Genomic DNA, 18,130 nt, shown 5'->3' on the forward strand with positions numbered 1-18,130 from the left:
CACGGGACTCACCGACCTAAACATACAGGCTCGCTTATGGCGCCAGAGGCGTTCTCACGTACTGGAAGACGGAAATCAAGCGTGGAGTCGGCATCAAGAGAGCGGAGAAGCTGTATGCGGCCGCAACGGTTTCTATCGGACTTACCGAGGGGTTGACAGCAGCCCGTATCGAGCTTGCATCCTTGCTGGAGCAGTACGATCTGTTTTGTAAGCAAGAAGAAAACATCATGGTAGAAGTCATGCAGATTCTTGAGAAAATCCCCGGAACGAAGCAAATGTTGAGCATCCCCGGGATTGGTGTTCTGACCGTAGCCGGCTTCTTGGCAGAGGTGGGCAATCTGAACAATTACGATCATGGCCAACAGATTATCCGTTTGGCCGGACTAAATCTGACCGAGGACAGTTCCGGAATACGTAAGGGGCAAACCGGAATCAGCAAGCGAGGGCGTTCTCGACTAAGAGGAATCCTGTTCCGCGCTATGCTTCCCATGGTAACTAAAAACAAAGAGTTTAGAGCGTTGCACCAATATTACACCACTCGCAGGCAGAACCCGCTTAAGAAGAAACAATCGATTATCGCCTTATGCGGAAAACTGATTCGTGTCCTCTATACATTGGGGACAAAGCAGAAAGAGTATAACGCAAACGATGTATTGGGGCCGGTTCGTCGAGTCCAGCTACAACAAAGTGCTGCTTAAATAGTTCAAAGCCAATTATCTATTAACAAACCTGCAATCTCGCTTATTCACATGTGAAAGACTAATTTCCATAAGGGCAAAGACCCAGTAAAGGAGCAAGAATCGGCCTCCACCCCTTGAGAGGTAGAACGAAGGAATGTAAGGGCATAGACCCAGTGTGACATGGGAGGGTAAACCCCGAGGGCGGATGTGGAGATCCACTGTGCGATCATACCTTTTTATCCACAGTCTGGAAACTGATTGAATACAGGCTCTATTCCTGCCACCGGCCATTACAGAAAAATTTTCATTTTCTTCAATTCTCCTCCATGGTCATCAATGTGTCAAAGTTAAGATACTGAGAATGAGCGAGAAAACAGGAGAAAACATTACTTTATAGTGGGAGTAATTCTTATGTTCCTACCCACGCCGCATATTTTCTTGATTAGTGATGTTTTATTTTTGTTAAGTGGAGGGGATTTGATTGATTCCAAACTTCAAAGCATCTTACATACAATAGGTTTTATATTGGTATGCCTTTTCGGTTATAAAACCCTTAGATCGGCGCTTAAAGAAGGTTGAAAATACTTACCGCAGAACCTTTCCTGCGCTAACGGAGACGATAGTTGAAGAAAACAAGATGACGAGGCTACCGGTGGATCGGCTGCCTCGATAGTGCAGCGATGGAACTGATCCATCGCTTTTTCTTTGTTACTAAGCATATCGCTCAACATACGGAGTTATCATTAATTATTGGTGCAGTCAGGGGGCCTTTGGGAATCTTCACGATTTATACTGCCGCAATTTCGAGAAGCCATCACAAAGCATAGCACCAGCTTGAACGCACGCGTAAAACCGGAACTCGACGAACAGCGGATATCGACCGAACTCACCGAAGCGCTCCATGCGGGTACCGAAACGGCCATAACAACCTTTGAACCCTACGGCGATAAAACGATTGTCGGCATTGTCGTAAAGATCGACATGAATGATCGCTTGGTCAAAGTGAACGCACGAGCGCAAACGGTATGGATACCATTTTCAGAAATCCTGAACATCAGTCGTGTCTAACAGCTTTATGATTGGATTTTTGGAGCATTCAGCAAAGTCATTTATAATGAGAAGAGAGCTCCGCATAGGGAGCTCTCTAAACTTATTCCTATTTTGGAATAACCGGCGGTCCGACTAACTATTTTTAAAGATAGACGCCGTTGATAACACGGTTCCAAAAATGCCAAAAAACATAGCGAGATTCAAAAGAAATATTGTTCCCTCGGCAGTCAATTTCCATAGTAGAAGTAGGAATATACCGAGAACTGTAAATTGTATCCCTACAAGACTATAATGAAAATTTTTGGATGCCTTTAACCCTCTAAAAAGTATCCAACACACCACCGCAGATATGAGGAGTACTGCGGGGACTAGAACACTGAACGAGATCAATTTGCTGACCACATCCTTTTAGAAAGTAGTATCGGAACCATTAAATATAGGAAATTTGTTTGATTCAGAAGACCAACCAAAGGTAACACCAAAACCGGTACCACTGCCATTGAATCCAATGCTGTTAATGGTAGTTGTATTCCATGTATGCGCGTACATTGATCTTGCGTACCCATTGTAGTTTACAAAATTGGAGTTGTATGTTACTGATGCTGAGAATCCGCTTCCGTAATAAGTGTAATCACCAACTACACAGACTCCGCATGCATTCTTTAACCTCATTTTATCTTGAAAATCAAAGGCAACACCGTATCGACCATCACCATGGCTAGGGTTTTCCATGTAATCACTCCAGCCATTATGGTCAGTAACGTATCCCAAGGAACTGACTACAGAAGTATTATATGTTCCACCTGTATTATAATATGTTATTCCTACGGAATCTACTCCTCCCATGTTCTTTGTTTCGCCCGCGTATCCCCACCAACCACCAGGTCTATCATTCCACCAATTAGTATTTTTCCAATATCCCCCTCCAGTGACAGTCCATCTAGCGGTAGCTGAATCATAAGTAATCCATACTGAATTCATAGTAATGTCTGTGCCTGAAGATAGGATAGATACTTCTTCATTTTCTTTCTTCTTCGGAACGTCCAACATGTAGACATCCATTTTTTCTAATTTTATTTTTGCTTCCTTCTCAGTTGTTTTCCCAGCAGCTACGTCCGCGGCTAGTTCATTTAAAATACGTTGAACATCCCTTGTTCGGTTTTCAAGTTCTTCTGCACTTAGATCTTTTTTCATTTTATCAGCATACTTTTCAGCAAGCTCCTTCTTTGCCTTTACACTGTCAAACTCTGGCTGACTCTCCTGTTGAGCAAACACTGACTGGCTTAGGAGTAAAAGAAGAGCGACACACAACAACAGAACTTTCCGCATTACCATTTCTCCTTTTAAAAGTAAGATACCCTTCCAGAGGGTTCAATTAGATATTCGGCACAAAAATGGTAAACCCTTCCCTCAATTCCTTATTTGGGTGGACTATTTTTGTAAAACATTAGTAAACGGGTGTAGAACAGATATTCTAATAATGAAAATACGTAGGCAAGCGATAAGAAGCGTCCCAGCAACGGAAACATGTGGTAATATGGACAGGTAAACCTATTCTTGGAGGCACCACATGGCCCGCAAACGAAAAAGCAAGGAATCAGCAATTATCGATTTGATCCTGTTCGCTCCCCCCTTTCTCGCGTTTTATCTTGTGTTTGAAGTGAGTCAGAACATAAGCGCAGCCCTCCTTGTTGCCGCCCTTGTCTTCTGCTTAATGAGCGGCATCCTGATATATCGCAAAATGGCGTGGAACGAAAAGCTAAAATAATCAGGAATGTCGGATATCGACAAAATGGATGGACGCCAATTTGAACATTACTTGGGCATCCTCTTTAAAAATCACGGGTACCAGGTAAACGTAACAAAAGCAGCTGGTGACTACGGTGCGGATCTCGTCATCACAAAAGACGGCAAGAAAACCGTGGTACAAGCAAAGCGATACAGCAAAAACGTCTCACTAAAAGCGATCCAGGAAGCCGTAGCAGCAAAGGCGCATTATGGTGCTGTGGATGCTTGGGTGGTGACAAACAGCCAGTTTACCGAACCGGCGAAATCTAGTCCAGCTGGGGGGCCGCTTCATTGAATTCGCTTCGTCCAGCCGAAGGCTTACCTTGCAAGGTAACCAGGCGGGGGCGTGATAAAGTGGCAGCGTGGAATAACCCTCCCCCCAGTCCACCAAAAGGATCCGCGTAAGCGGATCGTTACCTTTCCGGCCGGCAACGAATCAAGCATCCGGAGGATGCCTCCTTTTCTGCCGTCCGGCGCCGCAAAAAAATGTCCTATAGACACACATTTGAGATATCAAAATAATGATATTGGAAATTTAAGGATATTCCGGCATAACAAGGATGGATAACGACTAGGAGCTACGTTGGTGCAATTTCGAAAGGCTGGATGTGCATTGTTGGTTCGTAAGAAGAGCGATTTGGGGTAACAGCCGGCGAGGGAATTAAACAATGAAGGCGAAGTGGCTGACATACTTTCTGTTGCTGAATTGATGGGTAGTGAGGACCCAAAGACGACAAAGATATATACCACCGTTAAAAAAAGAAAATTACGATACGATCGACTAGTACGCAGATTTGACTCACCTTCACCATTGAATATTAGTAAGGAAGATTTACTTGCAATAGTTCAGGCATTTTTATCGATAAAGAACAAAAGTAATAAATCGGTTATTGATGCAGTTGTTTCATTGTATTTTGAAGGGTGTAAAACTGAATAATATGTTTACACACCTGGTTTCAAATATCAAAGAGGTATAACTCTGCTCAGGATCTCCCGACCCGCACTCCGCCACTTATAACGCATGAATACTTATTCAGGAGTGATTTTCGTGCTTTGAAAACGAAAGATTTGATTAAACCTTGATTTCGAGTACCACGATGCTGTACAGTCACGTTCGAGGGCTACAGTCGCCCAGAACGGTGAGTTCGTCGGTTTCGGCTTCGGCATTTGTTTTTCCTCGCCGATATCCACAAAATTTGGCATAATCTAACCAGTTAATGATTATATCTGAAGCTTTAATTCTCTCAAGGGTTTCTATTAACGCCTCTTCCTCTGGACACAATTTATTAGTTTCCAATTTCTCCATTATTAAAATACTTAATGGTACCCCTGGTCCCTTATCGTTGCTGCTAGTACAAAGCAAACTTGGATTAGTTTTTTTCCGTTGATTCTCCATCTTTTTCCTCCGATTGCATATTTAATTTGTACGATTTGATATGATTATCATTTAGCAAAAAGCAAACAAAGATGGAGTCTATTCACTCTTTACGTACAGGGGATAAGTACAAAGTTCTCCGTGTTCATCAGAGTATAAAGAAACATAAAACGTCCCTTGTTTTTTAGCGAGAAATCGAATTTCAGTAGAAAAATCGATACCCGGAATTTGTTCAGGGTCTCTGATATTTTTTAAGGTAAACACCTCTGTTACCAATGATTTGATAGAGGATGATTCAGCACTTTGCACCTCTAGCCATAGGTCATATTCTTTGTTTGAATCACTGATGGGAAAATATAACTTCGCCAACACATTTGTACATATAACCGAAGGAAAAGTGGGTACTGAAATTGAATTACACACTTCCTTCAACGAGTGTGATAATTTTTCAAAATCAAATTGTATTTCTTTAGCTACAATCAACTGTGCCTTTATATCAATTTCATTTGTAATCATTATGCTGCTCCTTTTCCATATAAAAAGTAAGAATGGAAGTCACGAACAAAAAAAACACGACTATCCTGTAAAATGTAAATACCCTTTTCAAAATGTTTAAATTCTTTGATTTCACTTGCGTCAATAACAATTGCATTCCATTTTAATTGTTTTTGTTTGATCACCCAATTTGGAGCTAATAGAAAGATGCAAACGTCTCCATTCAATTCATTTTGAAATATCTCATCTAAACTTTGAGGGGCTTGGTTCTTATAATCAATAAAGACATAATGATTTATTGCTAAAAGGTTGAATCTACTCGAAATATTGACCAATTTCTCGAAAATTGCTTTAGTTCTTCTTAAGATCAACAGCTTGTATATCAAAGTTAAGAAGATAATAAGCAAACAATTAAAAAATATAATCATGTATTCATCTTCCACCTGGCTTCAAAATACTTGATCAGTTCTACTAAGTTCAAAGTTATTAAGGCAATTGTTACTTCTATGGATAAAATTGTGAAGATATCATACATATCACGATCATTGTTAGACAAGATAAAATCTATGATGGACACGATAATTAACATCATATTTCTTTGAAGAGGAAATGCGTTAAGCATCTTTAACTCCCCAAAACAACCGCAACTATCTTTATTTGAATTTGTATTAAATATTTTTTTCAATGAATAAATTATTGTAAATACTATTAAAAGCAATAATGGGAACAGTTTGATAATATAACTATTTGAATGAATTGCTGATGTAAATACGACTCCGAATTCCAATAATATTATCAAAATAACAACAAAGTTGAGGAATTTTTGAGGAATAAACTTATAACTAAGAACCTCATACTTAAACTCAGCAATGTTACTTATTTTGGTTATAATGGATAACAAAAAGATAGAGCCAATGATAAGATCAGGAATATTGTATAAATTCATTTACCTTTTTCCTTTCTATATCAATTCCTTGAATTTAGTAATATCTTTAACCATCGAACTTTTCATCACTTTAAGATCGCTATCTAAAAAATAAACATACGGTGTTTTAGGGATCTTAAACAACTCAAGCAACTCATTTGAGATTTCTTTAATGTAATCATATTTCGCATAATGTTGTTTTAGATTAATTGTGTCATTTGCATCTCCGTTGTGGAAAATCCAAATATTACACTTTATAATATTAGAGTAAGAATATAAATCTTCAAGAAAATCGATACAATCTAGGCATGAAAGGGAGACAAAACCCACAATTGTCTTCTCATAGTTTCTCTGAGCCTTTTCCAAATCTTCTAACTGATCACCTTTTAAGTACTTTGGGAAATATTCTCCCTTGCCTAATCCATTAAATTTTACATCATCAGCAGGCTCCTTAAAAAACATATTTTTAAACGACATAATGCTCATTGATAGATTCAACTCCTTTTCTCTGTTCCCATATTTTTCGATATTTTTTATTATGTAACATTAACTCATTATGAGAACCGTCACCAACAATTTCACCTTTTTCTAAAAAGATTACTCTATCAAATAATTCCACAAGGCTTAATTGGTGGGTAACAAGTATAGTGGAAAGATCTTTTCTATTGGTAAGTATATCGTTAATAATCTTATACTCATTGTTATAATCAATTGCGGAAGTTGCCTCATCCATAATTAAGAAATTGGCTTCTTTGAACAAAGCTCTTGCAATTGATATCCTTTGCCATTCTCCACCTGATATTTGAAGAGAACCATAAGTATCAATACCTAAAGGGCGTTCTAAATCATTTATGGTTGAATTCGGTAATAGATAAGGGTATTTTGTTAACAATTCATTGAATTTCGTCTGACCAGTATCATTACTAAATGTAATATTTTCAATCGTTGAAAATGGATATTTAACGAAATCCTGATTTACACATGAAAAGTTCTTCCTAAGTTCACTGTTTTCTAAGTAGTTGTAATCTATGTTATTAAAATACAGAGTCCCATCATCAACTGCGTGCAAACCCGCCATTATCTTTGCAAGTGTTGACTTACCTGATCCATTTTCTCCGATTACTGCGATTTTTTCACCAATCTTTATTTCTAAATTTATTCTTTTTAAAGCATCCTTATTGGAATGAGGATATCTAAATGATAAATCTTTAATGGTGATTTTTTCAATTTTTCCACATTTGTTTAATTGTTTCGTCGAATGCATCTTGTAAATGTTTCTGAAATTCTCTAATTCCCTTTTAATAACTATTGTTTGTCTAAATAAAGCAATATGGCTTGATAATTGCTTTATTGACATTTGTAAAACTGCTGTTGATGCTAATAAGGAAATATAATCACCAATTGTTAGTTCACCTTGCATAATCCCTCGTAATATTATAACCTGACTAACTGCTATGCCTATAATTGATAATAATGTTGATAGATTTCTAAAACATGAATCTATAATATGTAATTTTAATTCTTTGCCCATCAACATTTTAGTGATTTGTAACCATTTTTGTGTAATGAATGCCTTATTGTTGTACTGAAGGTTTTCTTTTTGAGCTTCGGAACCTACTACTAATTCGAAATACCTGTGTTTTTCGCGAGAATTTTGAGCACTTGTTTTAAAAAATGCTTCCCTTCTTATTGCAAGAGAATTGTCAAATATAATAAGTGGAATTGAAAAAGCAATTGTGATAATAAAAATAATCCACTGTTGATTTAGGACTATGGAGGAAAAAACAAGCATTACAGTTAGCTGATGTAAATATTTTAAGATATTGATTAAATTAGCTGAAAAAGTGGACATACCGCGTTTCAAATATTCTAAATTGTTTTTATAAGCTCCTGTCTCAATATCTGTTATATCTCTTGGGTTAATAATATCAATTAAATACTGATCGTACTTAATAGTCATTTTATTTGTGATAATTTTCTCAACCAATCTATTAAGACTTTCAGAAATGGTCTGGATAAGTTTAAATCCACCAACTATCCCTATTAACCATAAGGAATGGTTGTAATTACTCGTTAAAAAAGAATCAATCATTTCTTTCGTAAGTAATATACTTTCTGAGTTGGACCAAACGGAAAATAATATTAATATTATGTAAATGCTTATATATCTTTTAGGTAGGTTTTCGTATTTAGTCCATTTTGAAAGTAACTTCATCATTTACCAGATCATCCTTAATAGGTCGTATTATCCTCAAAAACCCTTCTGTCGTGGAAAATGGAAATGATGTTAATATTTGCCCTCCGGAATTTAAACAGTAACCGTATGGAATGCTGATTGTTTTAAATATATCCTTTAATTGTCTTTGCGTGACATGAAAAAATTCTAATCGACCAACAAAATACTCTTGAACCTGTTTGAATTGTTCTTTGGAGGTATCAAATAATACTACCATATTGAATTCGGCATCTTTTTTTGAGTAGTCGTCGATCGTCTGTAATGCAGAAAAACATGCCTGACAACTACTACTTAATACGACAATAATCAAATGATCTTTAATTAAATTATGTAAGTAAATATCTGAACCTAAATGATAGTTTGGAATATAATCTCCTACTTTTAAACCTTGATACCTATTCTTAAGAAATTTATGATGGATAAGGGTTTTTACCATAAAATTTACCTCCAGTTCATAACTTTAAAAAATGAACCCCCTCTATTGAGAGGGTTCATTTTTTTCTTTAGCAGCATCGAATAGTGTCCGTGTAATCATAAACGCATAGAGTATCTCCATCAGCATTTTGACAGTGGTCGTATACCTGTTGAATATACGAATCCCCACTCCATGGATTAACTGGATTGCACCAATCACCTTTATTACAATATGGTTCATCAAAGCACTGGCCAATCTTTTGATATCCAGCCGGGCAATTTGACATCGTTTTTTCACCTCCTTTACATACTTATTTTTATATAGCAAAGGGAAGATCCCTACGCTAGCAACGATTAATATCGAAGTAATGTAGCTTCAGCGGACTTTTGAATATGTTGTAGTCCATCGTCTATGGTTACTTCATCATTAAGTATTTTTAATAATTCAACATTGATAATTCCAAATATTTCCACCAAGGCTTTTTCAGGAACTTCTTCGTTTGATAATGAAGGTAGGTTTGCCGGCTCTTTAGAATAAAAAGCTGAGATGTTATAACCATTCGGATTCTTTATGTATTCTTCTCTGCTTAAAAGATCCCATGTTATACCCGATAAAAGTTTAGAAAAACTTTCTCCGTTTATGTAACTTATTATTGACCATGATAAATCTGGGTCTTTGGCTGAAGAAGGAATTGAAAATATTTCAGAAACGTTAAAGTTACTGTTTGTATCTGGATTGTTTGGATCTATTGGCGCATCAATTATATCCCACTCAAATGATACGACTGATGGTTCAAATTGCTGAAGATTATGCAAATAGTAGCTCCCTTCTAAAGCCATCGCTGTTTTGCCATTCAAGAAAGAATCCTTTTCTTGTAATGATTTGTTATTGTCTTTTTCAGTAGGTGTTCTATCTTCTTTTTCCATCTTGACTTTTTTATTTTTAAACTCAACATCAACCATATTGAATACATCTTTCCAGGCATCAGTTGTTATGTTAAATGTTTTGTTGTCGCCTTCAAAGAAAGACAAGTTGTTAGTTCTTGAGATTTCCCAAAGAAGTTTAAAAGGAGAATCAATAGCTTGTCCTTTAAGTGCAAAAAATTGTTCATTATTACTAGTACTAGCTGGGAATCGATTTGCTAGATTTATCACTTCATCCCAGCTCATTCCGGCTTGAGGGTATGGTATACCAAATTCATCGAATAAATTTTTATTGAAGAAAATTGCACTTGAATGAAAAGTTGGTGATAACCCTCTTAAGTTTCCATCGCCATTATTTTTAATAAACTCAACTACAGATGTTAATATGTTCTTAATATCGAATTGATCATCTTTAATGTATGTATTAAGGTCCAATATCATATTATTTTCAGCTAGGTACTTATACTGTGAAGAATTTAGAATTAAAATATCAGGACCGACTCTATTTATGTATTCTTCTAACTGTATATTGATATCTTCATTCGAATTAAAATTATATGGAATAACTTCATAACTTAAATTGGGATATTTTTGTGAAAGGTAATTCCCATATGTATTTACAAATATATCTTCATCGTAGCAACCAATCCTTAGAGTTCCAGATAATTGGTCCTCTGGTTCGGAATTACTATTACAGGCTGTTAGTAGGATTAAAAGAAGTATAATGATTATATTTAAATATCGATGCTTAGTAACATTTCTTATCAAAATATATCAATCCTTTCATGTCATCCATTTTTTGTTTATAGGGATAAAATACCATATTGTTATGAAGAAATTATGAGAAAATTATGCAGAAAATATGGACTTTTTCCAAGGAAAAACCCCCCTAAATCCTCTTGTTAATAAAAAACCTATTAAGAAGAGGATTTAGGGGGTCTTCAGGAACTGTCGTATTATTCGATAGAAAATTTGTAACCTATACCGTATACCGTTTTAATACAGTCAAGCCCACTCTTATTTATTTTTTTTCTGATGTTCCTGATATGTGAATCTACGGAGCGTTCTAGTCCCAAAAACTCGTCACCAAGTGCGATACTAATTATTTCTGAACGGGAATATACCCTCCCCGGATTTTTTAAGAATGTCTCAATTATTTTAAATTCTGATTTGGTAACTTTTATTCTTTTTTCTAGAACTTTTACTTCGAAAAGATCTTTGTCTATCATTACCCCCCCAACCATGATATGCTTATTGGATTTTACGTTATTGTCCACATTGCATCGTCGTAATACTGCCTTCAATTTAGCAGTAACTTCACGTTTATTAAAAGGTTTACAGATAACATCATCTGCACCGTTTTCAAGCGCTCTAATCTTATCCGCATCACTGACATCTGTTCCCACCATAATAATCGGTGTTGGTTCCCAATTTCGGTGTATTTCTTTGCATGCATCCAATCCACAACCATTTTTTAAATGAAAATCCAATAAAACTAACTTGGGAATCTTTTTCCTAAAAATATCTTCTATCTCAGATAATGATGAAGCGGTCCATATCTGACACCCTTCAGTCAACAAAATGTGTACATAATCATTTTGTCGCGTTAAATCAGCAGAAGCGCATAACACCGTCATTCTCTTCACCACCATAAATTACAGTAATAAAACTATTTCTCTGTTGTGATAGGATATTGATTAGTCTATTGTTCTCACCGCTATTCCGGGTGACTGAGAAACACTACGACGGGCTGGCACAAAATTAAGTAATAATATCATCAACAACATAAGCGTCATAATACCAGCCATCAATCCGATTGGATATTTAAATGGGACCGGATCTTCTATTGGAGATATTCCGATTTGTCGAATTTTGTAAATATTGTAGCCTCCAACTGATCCAAATAGCCAACCATTGATGATCCCCACCCAACCTATCATACTGCCTTCAAAAAGAAACAATAACTTAATGTTCATTTTTGATGCTCCAATACAACGCAACATTCCAAGTTGTTTAGTGCGTGCATGGACGGCTCGAACCTGCAGAATAATTAACCCGATAATCCCTATCATAATTGATAAGATAATGAATCCAACGTAAATCCCTAATGTGTGTTTTAAAAGAATAGCATTTGCTAATTCTTCAATAGACGGCACATGGAAATTTTTGATACCATGCAGCAAGAATTGCTCCTCCAACATTTGGACTTTTTCAAACGATGGATTAAGATTAGCCATAAAATAACCAAGATTTTGAGTATTTTTCCACTGAAACCCTCTATTATGAAAGGTTTCATAAAAATCTGATGAAACAAGCATTAAATTATAAAATTCGTTCCCCGTTTCCGTACTAACAAAACCAAGTACTTTCACTTTCTGATTAATTATTTGATTTCGTTCATTTTTTAAATCCTCGTCCGTTGTCACACCTTTACTTTTTGGATAAATGCCAAGCTCTATTTCATCTCCTGGTTTAATCGGTCTATCTGTAAGAATACTATTTTGTAATGATCTTTTATCCCAGTCCGTTTTAGCGTACATGAATGATTCGTGGAGTAAGACTACATTCTTATCTTCCATTAACGATTTCCAAACTTCAGCGTCGTTTGAGAACATTGGCATTTTAGAAACTATTTTTACTTTCGAGTTATTCACAAACCTCTCATCTGGTGAAACTACGCTCATAGGGAATTTTTCATTAAATACACCTTTGGATTCAACATTTAATCGATACGGTTCCAAAATTGTCCAGTTCGATATATTATCCTTAATATTTTTATTTTCAATTAATTGGATAATTTTTGATTTTTCTGTTTTATCCTTAAAGGGGACATAAGCCTGATAGCCCATTAAATTTGCTGACTGACTCCCCTTTTCCTGTTGGTAAACCATTGTACCGCCTATTGTAATGACCATTGAAAGAAGTAAAGAAACAATAGAAAATAATGCTGTAACAGATAAAACACGCCTCCGATTTTGAAGTGGATACCGTGTTGCAAGAATTACCGGAAGAGTAGGAGCATGAAGTGTTCTTAGTACATTACTAAAGGTTTTTTGAATTGGCCGTAAACCATATAGAAATAATATCAACATAGCTAATGGAGCAAGAAACCAAATAAACACAGAAAACAACCCGAAAGCAGTTACGCTATATTGCAGTTCTTGTAACTGTGATACTAACTCTCCATCTATAATCATATAAAAAAAGGAAACTACAACTGCCAAAGCAAGGACAAATGTTATTTTTGACTTTATACTGATTCGACTACGCTCACGATTCAAATCACCCGTTTGATCACGAATTGCACCTATGATCGAAATTTTTGATATGATGTACCCCGACCTTATCGTGATGAGAAAATTTATTAATAGTATAGCAATTGAAGTGATGATAACATCACGAATTGGAATGTATGGAATAATTGGCACTTCAAAGGATGAAACCAGTTGCAAAGTATCTTTGAATAAAGTGTAAAATATCCAAACAACAAAGTAGCCAAGCAAACTTCCTAAAACTGTACCAATAAGTACATTCAATATATTATGAATCGTTGTTTCTGCCATGAACATGTGTCTGATATGTCGACGTGAAAATCCAAGTGCACGGAGCGCACCAAATCGCTTCTTCCTTTGATCGCCCAGCATCATAAATAACTCGCTCATCAAGATAAGCCCTGCACACACGGCAAAACCACTAGCTATTAGAAATGTAGTTCCATAGTTTGTTTTGACCTGTTTGACTTTACTAATGGCTTCTTTTTTAGGCTCTAACACACCAAACTTATTGTCCTTAAAATATATAGGGAATGTTGGAGTATCTAATGAAACCCTCAAATCAGAAGATGCAAATATGGTGTTATACTCCCCCTTTTGAATATCGAATAACTCTCTAGCCATGGATTCATGAATGAGAATCGTTCCTGTGCTAGATTGAGATCCACGATACCCTGAAATACCTTTCTCTTCAGATACTGTTTGAATTTTCAGAAATTTTACATTGCCTTTTTTATCCTCAATACCAATAACGTCACCTTCAATGAGATCTAAGCGTAGAGCAACAGGTTTAGAAACTATAACATTATCAGAACTACTAATACGATTACCTGAGTCGTCCAATAATGGTGACCTATTATTAATGCCAATAACTAAGACGTTCGCCATTGCATTATCGATCTTTGCATTATTGGTTATTGAATATACTGATGTGTTATAGGTTATTGTTGGAAATATCAAAATCCGTCCATTCGATCCTGATTTAATCTCCTCAACTTGTTGCGATGAGAATGATTGTTCACCATTTATTGGTGTAAGTTCCCAATCAATCGGTCCATAATGTTCGCGCAACCACTTGGTTCCGCTTTCATCAAAGGAACCGAAAAAAACAACTGACGCTATAATAAGCATCGCACCGATGCTGCCTCCCAACAACGATAATAGAGTTTGTCGTTTTTGTGCAAATAAATTTCGCCAGGCCATTTTCCAGATTACATTCGTTCTAATCATTCAACAAATTCCTTTCTTTAAGAACTCGACCGTTCTCCATATACAAAATTCGATGTGCTCTGTTTGCAACTTCATGATCATGAGTCACAATCACGATGGTTGTTCCATTTAATTCATTCATTTTGCATAATAACCCCAAAATTTGTTCCGCATTTTTTGAATCTAATGCACCGGTTGGTTCGTCTGCCCAAACCACTTTTGGTTCCCCAACTAGAGCACGGGCAATTGCTACTCGTTGGCATTGCCCTCCAGAAAGTTCATGTGGGTATGCTGTCGCTTTTTCGTCCAACCCGACCTTTATTAGCATATTTCTTGCCTTATTATTTGCCTCCTTTGGAGACAACCCTCTCGCAATAAGTGGTAATGCGACATTTTCTTCTGCTGTTAATACGTCTACTAAATGATACTGTTGGAATACAAATCCCATATTCTCCAATCTAAAACGAGATAAATGGTTTTCGTTTAACTTATGGATCTCGGTTCCTTGAATCCACACTTCACCTTCATTTAATGACTCGATTCCGGCCAGTAAATGGAGTAAAGTAGTCTTTCCGCATCCAGAAGGACCCATAATAGCAACAATTTCTCCCACATCAATTGAAAACGAGACATCTTTTACAACACGAACAGCAGTTGTACCTTCTCCGTATGTCTTATTTACGTCTTTTGTTTTGATCATTTTATTTTCCTTTCCTTATTTATTTCTACAAGTTAATTTGTATCAATTCCTTTTGCAAAAGCGATGAACAATCTGTGTAGAAGTTGTGAAGATTTATTCTTTAAATGCAGGAATTGAAATTGAGAACTCCGTACCCTCATTCCATTGGCTTTTAACACTGACCTTTCCTCCGTGGGCATTCACATATTCCTTAACAATTGCAAGTCCCAAACCTAATCCTGTCCCCTTGCCTTCTCTATAAAAGCGCTCAAATATATGAGAGAGTTGTTCTTGTTCTATTCCCATTCCATCATCACTAACAACAAATACCATACAAGAATTTTCCTCAAATACAGAAACTTTGATCACTTTGCGAGCATGTTTTAAGGCATTGCCGACCAAATTAATAAATACTTGTTTAATTCGATCACGATCTGCAAAAACAAGAGATGAGGAAGTCACACTATTCCATTCGAAGGCTAAATTACGCAGTTCTGCTTCCGGTAACATTGTTTCTATCGTCATTTCTAATAATTCCACCAAGGAAAACCAGCGTTTTTCTAAAACAAGATGTCCCGATTCTGCTAGTGCCAATTGATTTAAATCATTTATTAACTTTGACATACGGTATACTTCATCATACAAAAGAGAGATTTTTTGTAGTTGTAACGGTTCTTCATTCAGAAGTGTATTCTCCATCTGAGTTCGCATAATGGAAAGTGGATTACGTAATTCATGTGCTATATCAGCTATCATTGTTTTTCGTACACGTTCAAGTATTGATAATCGGTTTCCTATTCCATTCAACTCATTTAAAATAACTTTAACAATTTGATGTATAGAGTACGAATAAAGTTCATTAGTAGGTGGAGATTTACCAATAATATTATTTACTTTATTTAGAATAACTATATGAGCCTTTAATATTTGGATTTTTATATTCCGCAATAATAAAAACACCAAAACAATACCAATCAACATGATAATGATTGAGGTATATAATATCTTATCAAAGTTATATTTTTTATCAGATAAACTTGTAAAAAAGAAGCCAACTACCTGTCCATCAAGTAAAATTGGAGTTTGTTTTTTATCGGAAATATCGTTAACAGGAGCAGACTGAAAAATCAAATTCCCTTCCTTATCCCATAACCATAAATTTATGTTATCCAATAATCTTGGCTTGTCTTCGTTATTTTTAAATTCTTTTAGGAAATTACTCCATCCCGCATTCATCTTATATTCAGCCGTTAGCAAAGAGTCCCATTGCCTGTTAACCTGACGCTCCTCTTCAATCAAGCTATTCTTTTGAAAGTTGATGGCAAAAAATGCATATGTTAATGTGAAACATAAAACAAAGAGGAAGCCAAATAAACTATAACTAAGAAATGTTCTATTCATTGTTATGTACTCCAAACTTGTATCCAATACCAAAAACCGTAATTATATAACGAGGTTCATCTGCGGAATCCTCTAGTTTTTTACGAAGATTTTTAATATGGGAATCGACCGTACGTTCGAAACCCAAATAAGCCTCACCAAGCGCTTCATCCATTAGTTGCATACGTGAAAAGACTTGGCCTGGACGCCGAGCTAATGTTGCTAATAACGTAAACTCTGTCGGAGTGAGGGTTAGTAATTTGGAATTTTTATACACGGTATGACATTGCAAGTCAATTTTTAAATTACCCCGTATTATCATTTCGTTTTCAATTTGTTGAGTAGTAATTTTTTCATTGTTTGTGCGTCGCATTACTGCTCGAATTCGTGCAACTACTTCACGTATACCAAAAGGCTTAGAGATATAGTCATCTGCTCCAATTTCAAGAGCTACTACTTTGTCAAACTCATCAGTCTTTGCAGTAATCATAATGACAGGAATTTTATATTCATTTTGAATCGTTCTACAAACATCAATACCTGGTACATCTGGCAGGAGCCAGTCTAATAACACTATGTCAACAGATTCATTGTATAAATGTTTTAACGCTTCTTCAGCATTTGAAGCCTCAATTACATCATATCCTTCTTGCTTAAGATATCTTACCCCTTCCTTGCGCAAGTTTAATTCATCTTCAACCCATAATATCTTCATAATAATATAGCGCCTCCTAAGTTTATGTTTGTTTCTCAACAGGTCTATTCAAGTATATATTGTAAAAGACAAAATATATTGAAATTTATACCCTTATATGGATAATTATTATAGTACAAATTACTGTTACTCGCATCATGCCCACCAGTTGACGGCGTAAGTTGTCCTGCTAGATGGATGAAGCAAAAGCTGCGCAAGCAAAAACCACCGCAAAAAGGTTGAGCTCCATCTGGTGTATTTTCCCATATATTCACGATGATGCCAAACATCACTCTTATGTGTTCTGCCGTTTATGTCATATCTCAGTTGGACTTTCCAAATGTTTGAAGACTTCCAGGGGTCTATCCAGATATCTGTATAGACAGTTGATCTCCTATTTATGATCCGATTGTACTCAGTGTATTCAGTTAGAGTTCCTGCGCCTCCACGAGTTATTGTTTGCAGTAGTGAGTGGTGCCAGGAAAGCTCAACAAACGGGACGTGGTCTGATCTTGGTATGAGGAGAGAAAACACCTTTTCACCCTCGCACTTAAACTCTGTTGGTTCTGGTTGAAGAGAAGTGGCAATGAGCTTTGTACTTTGGCAGTCTAGATGTTCACCAATTCCAACCAGATCGGTATACTTTGGAAGGCATATCCGAGTTTATTGGGTAGGATGTTAATCCTAATGATGCAGCAAGAGTTTGGGGCTCCATCCCCTGCATTGGGGATACCTCAGTAACAAGTATTTTGTAAGACATAAGTGATTTAGCTAGGTTGGCAAGCGTATGATTTGCCATTGTACATCGTCTCCTTAAATCAAGTGTACGGTTTTCCTTCTTACTCACCTACGTACTATCCCCTCATGTAAAATTGGGAATTCATAAATTGACTTTCGGGAAGGTTTCCATCCATAGGTGAAGCGGCAAAATCGGCCTTGTGTGAGCGGCAGTGGTAAAATCCCCAATTACGGCACTTGAAAATTCCCCATAATCGGCACACAATCTCCC

Annotated in this window: 17 protein-coding genes and 1 pseudogene; 4 read left to right on the forward strand and 14 right to left on the reverse strand. The window is 36.4% G+C overall.

Annotation, left to right across the window (positions count from 1 at the left end; translation table 11 throughout):
- Nucleotides 1-29: 29 nt before the first annotated feature.
- Together JET16_RS28950 and JET16_RS28955 are read left to right on the forward strand one after the other, a co-directional pair.
- Nucleotides 30-698 (forward strand): annotated as a pseudogene (locus tag JET16_RS28950) (transposase); the annotation flags it as partial.
- A 735-nt stretch (nucleotides 699-1,433) separates the two neighbouring features.
- A complete protein-coding gene (locus tag JET16_RS28955; RefSeq protein WP_325176804.1) occupies nucleotides 1,434-1,748 on the forward strand; it encodes a YolD-like family protein in 315 nt (104 codons plus the stop codon).
- Between the two features lie 390 nt (nucleotides 1,749-2,138).
- Here the strand turns inward: JET16_RS28955 and JET16_RS28960 are convergent, their stop codons facing one another.
- Nucleotides 2,139-3,059, reverse strand: a complete 921-nt coding sequence (locus JET16_RS28960; protein ID WP_199624635.1) for a hypothetical protein — start codon at nucleotides 3,057-3,059, stop codon at nucleotides 2,139-2,141.
- 241 nt (nucleotides 3,060-3,300) lie between these two features.
- Here JET16_RS28960 and JET16_RS28965 point away from each other — a divergent pair, with 241 nt between their 5' ends.
- Together JET16_RS28965 and JET16_RS28970 are read left to right on the forward strand one after the other, a co-directional pair.
- Entirely contained in the window at nucleotides 3,301-3,498 is a 198-nt protein-coding gene (locus JET16_RS28965; protein ID WP_199624636.1) for a hypothetical protein, read from the forward strand.
- Nucleotides 3,499-3,522: 24 nt separating this feature from the next.
- Nucleotides 3,523-3,813: a restriction endonuclease gene (locus JET16_RS28970; RefSeq protein ID WP_199624637.1), complete on the forward strand. Its 291-nt coding sequence runs from the start codon at nucleotides 3,523-3,525 to the stop codon at nucleotides 3,811-3,813.
- Between the two features lie 813 nt (nucleotides 3,814-4,626).
- Here JET16_RS28970 and JET16_RS28975 read toward each other — a convergent pair.
- From JET16_RS28975 to JET16_RS29030, 13 genes are all read right to left on the reverse strand, one after another.
- Nucleotides 4,627-4,914, reverse strand: a complete 288-nt coding sequence (locus tag JET16_RS28975; protein ID WP_199624638.1) for a hypothetical protein — start codon at nucleotides 4,912-4,914, stop codon at nucleotides 4,627-4,629.
- A gap of 78 nt (nucleotides 4,915-4,992) precedes the next feature.
- Entirely contained in the window at nucleotides 4,993-5,409 is a 417-nt protein-coding gene (locus JET16_RS28980; RefSeq protein ID WP_199624640.1) for a hypothetical protein, read from the reverse strand.
- The gene (locus JET16_RS28985) at nucleotides 5,409-5,816 is read right to left on the reverse strand and encodes a hypothetical protein (protein WP_199624641.1); all 408 of its coding nucleotides are present in this window, start codon (nucleotides 5,814-5,816) and stop codon (nucleotides 5,409-5,411) included. Before JET16_RS28985 ends, JET16_RS28980 begins: the two co-directional genes overlap by 1 nt.
- Complete coding sequence (locus JET16_RS31210) at nucleotides 5,813-6,334, reverse strand: MauE/DoxX family redox-associated membrane protein (protein WP_407673221.1); 522 nt, start codon at nucleotides 6,332-6,334, stop codon at nucleotides 5,813-5,815. Before JET16_RS31210 ends, JET16_RS28985 begins: the two co-directional genes overlap by 4 nt.
- A gap of 15 nt (nucleotides 6,335-6,349) precedes the next feature.
- The gene (locus JET16_RS28990; protein WP_199624643.1) at nucleotides 6,350-6,799 is read right to left on the reverse strand and encodes a hypothetical protein; all 450 of its coding nucleotides are present in this window, start codon (nucleotides 6,797-6,799) and stop codon (nucleotides 6,350-6,352) included.
- A complete protein-coding gene (locus tag JET16_RS28995; RefSeq protein ID WP_199624645.1) occupies nucleotides 6,780-8,531 on the reverse strand; it encodes an ATP-binding cassette domain-containing protein in 1,752 nt (583 codons plus the stop codon). The genes JET16_RS28990 and JET16_RS28995 overlap by 20 nt, the downstream gene beginning before the upstream one ends.
- On the reverse strand, nucleotides 8,503-8,985 hold the full coding sequence (locus tag JET16_RS29000) for a hypothetical protein (RefSeq protein WP_199624647.1): 483 nt from the start codon (nucleotides 8,983-8,985) through the stop codon (nucleotides 8,503-8,505). The genes JET16_RS28995 and JET16_RS29000 overlap by 29 nt, the downstream gene beginning before the upstream one ends.
- A gap of 332 nt (nucleotides 8,986-9,317) precedes the next feature.
- Nucleotides 9,318-10,655, reverse strand: a complete 1,338-nt coding sequence (locus tag JET16_RS29005; RefSeq protein ID WP_199624648.1) for an extracellular solute-binding protein — start codon at nucleotides 10,653-10,655, stop codon at nucleotides 9,318-9,320.
- Nucleotides 10,656-10,843: 188 nt separating this feature from the next.
- Nucleotides 10,844-11,524 (reverse strand): response regulator transcription factor, encoded by a 681-nt coding sequence (locus JET16_RS29010; protein ID WP_199624649.1) that lies wholly within the window; start codon nucleotides 11,522-11,524, stop codon nucleotides 10,844-10,846.
- Nucleotides 11,525-11,584: 60 nt separating this feature from the next.
- Nucleotides 11,585-14,389: an ABC transporter permease gene (locus JET16_RS29015; protein WP_199624650.1), complete on the reverse strand. Its 2,805-nt coding sequence runs from the start codon at nucleotides 14,387-14,389 to the stop codon at nucleotides 11,585-11,587.
- Nucleotides 14,382-15,068 (reverse strand): ABC transporter ATP-binding protein, encoded by a 687-nt coding sequence (locus JET16_RS29020; RefSeq protein ID WP_199624651.1) that lies wholly within the window; start codon nucleotides 15,066-15,068, stop codon nucleotides 14,382-14,384. Before JET16_RS29020 ends, JET16_RS29015 begins: the two co-directional genes overlap by 8 nt.
- Before the next feature lie 93 nt (nucleotides 15,069-15,161).
- Complete coding sequence (locus JET16_RS29025) at nucleotides 15,162-16,448, reverse strand: sensor histidine kinase (protein WP_199624652.1); 1,287 nt, start codon at nucleotides 16,446-16,448, stop codon at nucleotides 15,162-15,164.
- Nucleotides 16,441-17,142 (reverse strand): response regulator transcription factor, encoded by a 702-nt coding sequence (locus tag JET16_RS29030; RefSeq protein ID WP_233532431.1) that lies wholly within the window; start codon nucleotides 17,140-17,142, stop codon nucleotides 16,441-16,443. Before JET16_RS29030 ends, JET16_RS29025 begins: the two co-directional genes overlap by 8 nt.
- Nucleotides 17,143-18,130: the final 988 nt, after the last annotated feature.

Origin of the sequence: Paenibacillus alkalitolerans (assembly GCF_016482785.1) — a bacterium.
Lineage (GTDB): Bacteria > Bacillota > Bacilli > Paenibacillales > YIM-B00363 > Paenibacillus_AE > Paenibacillus_AE alkalitolerans.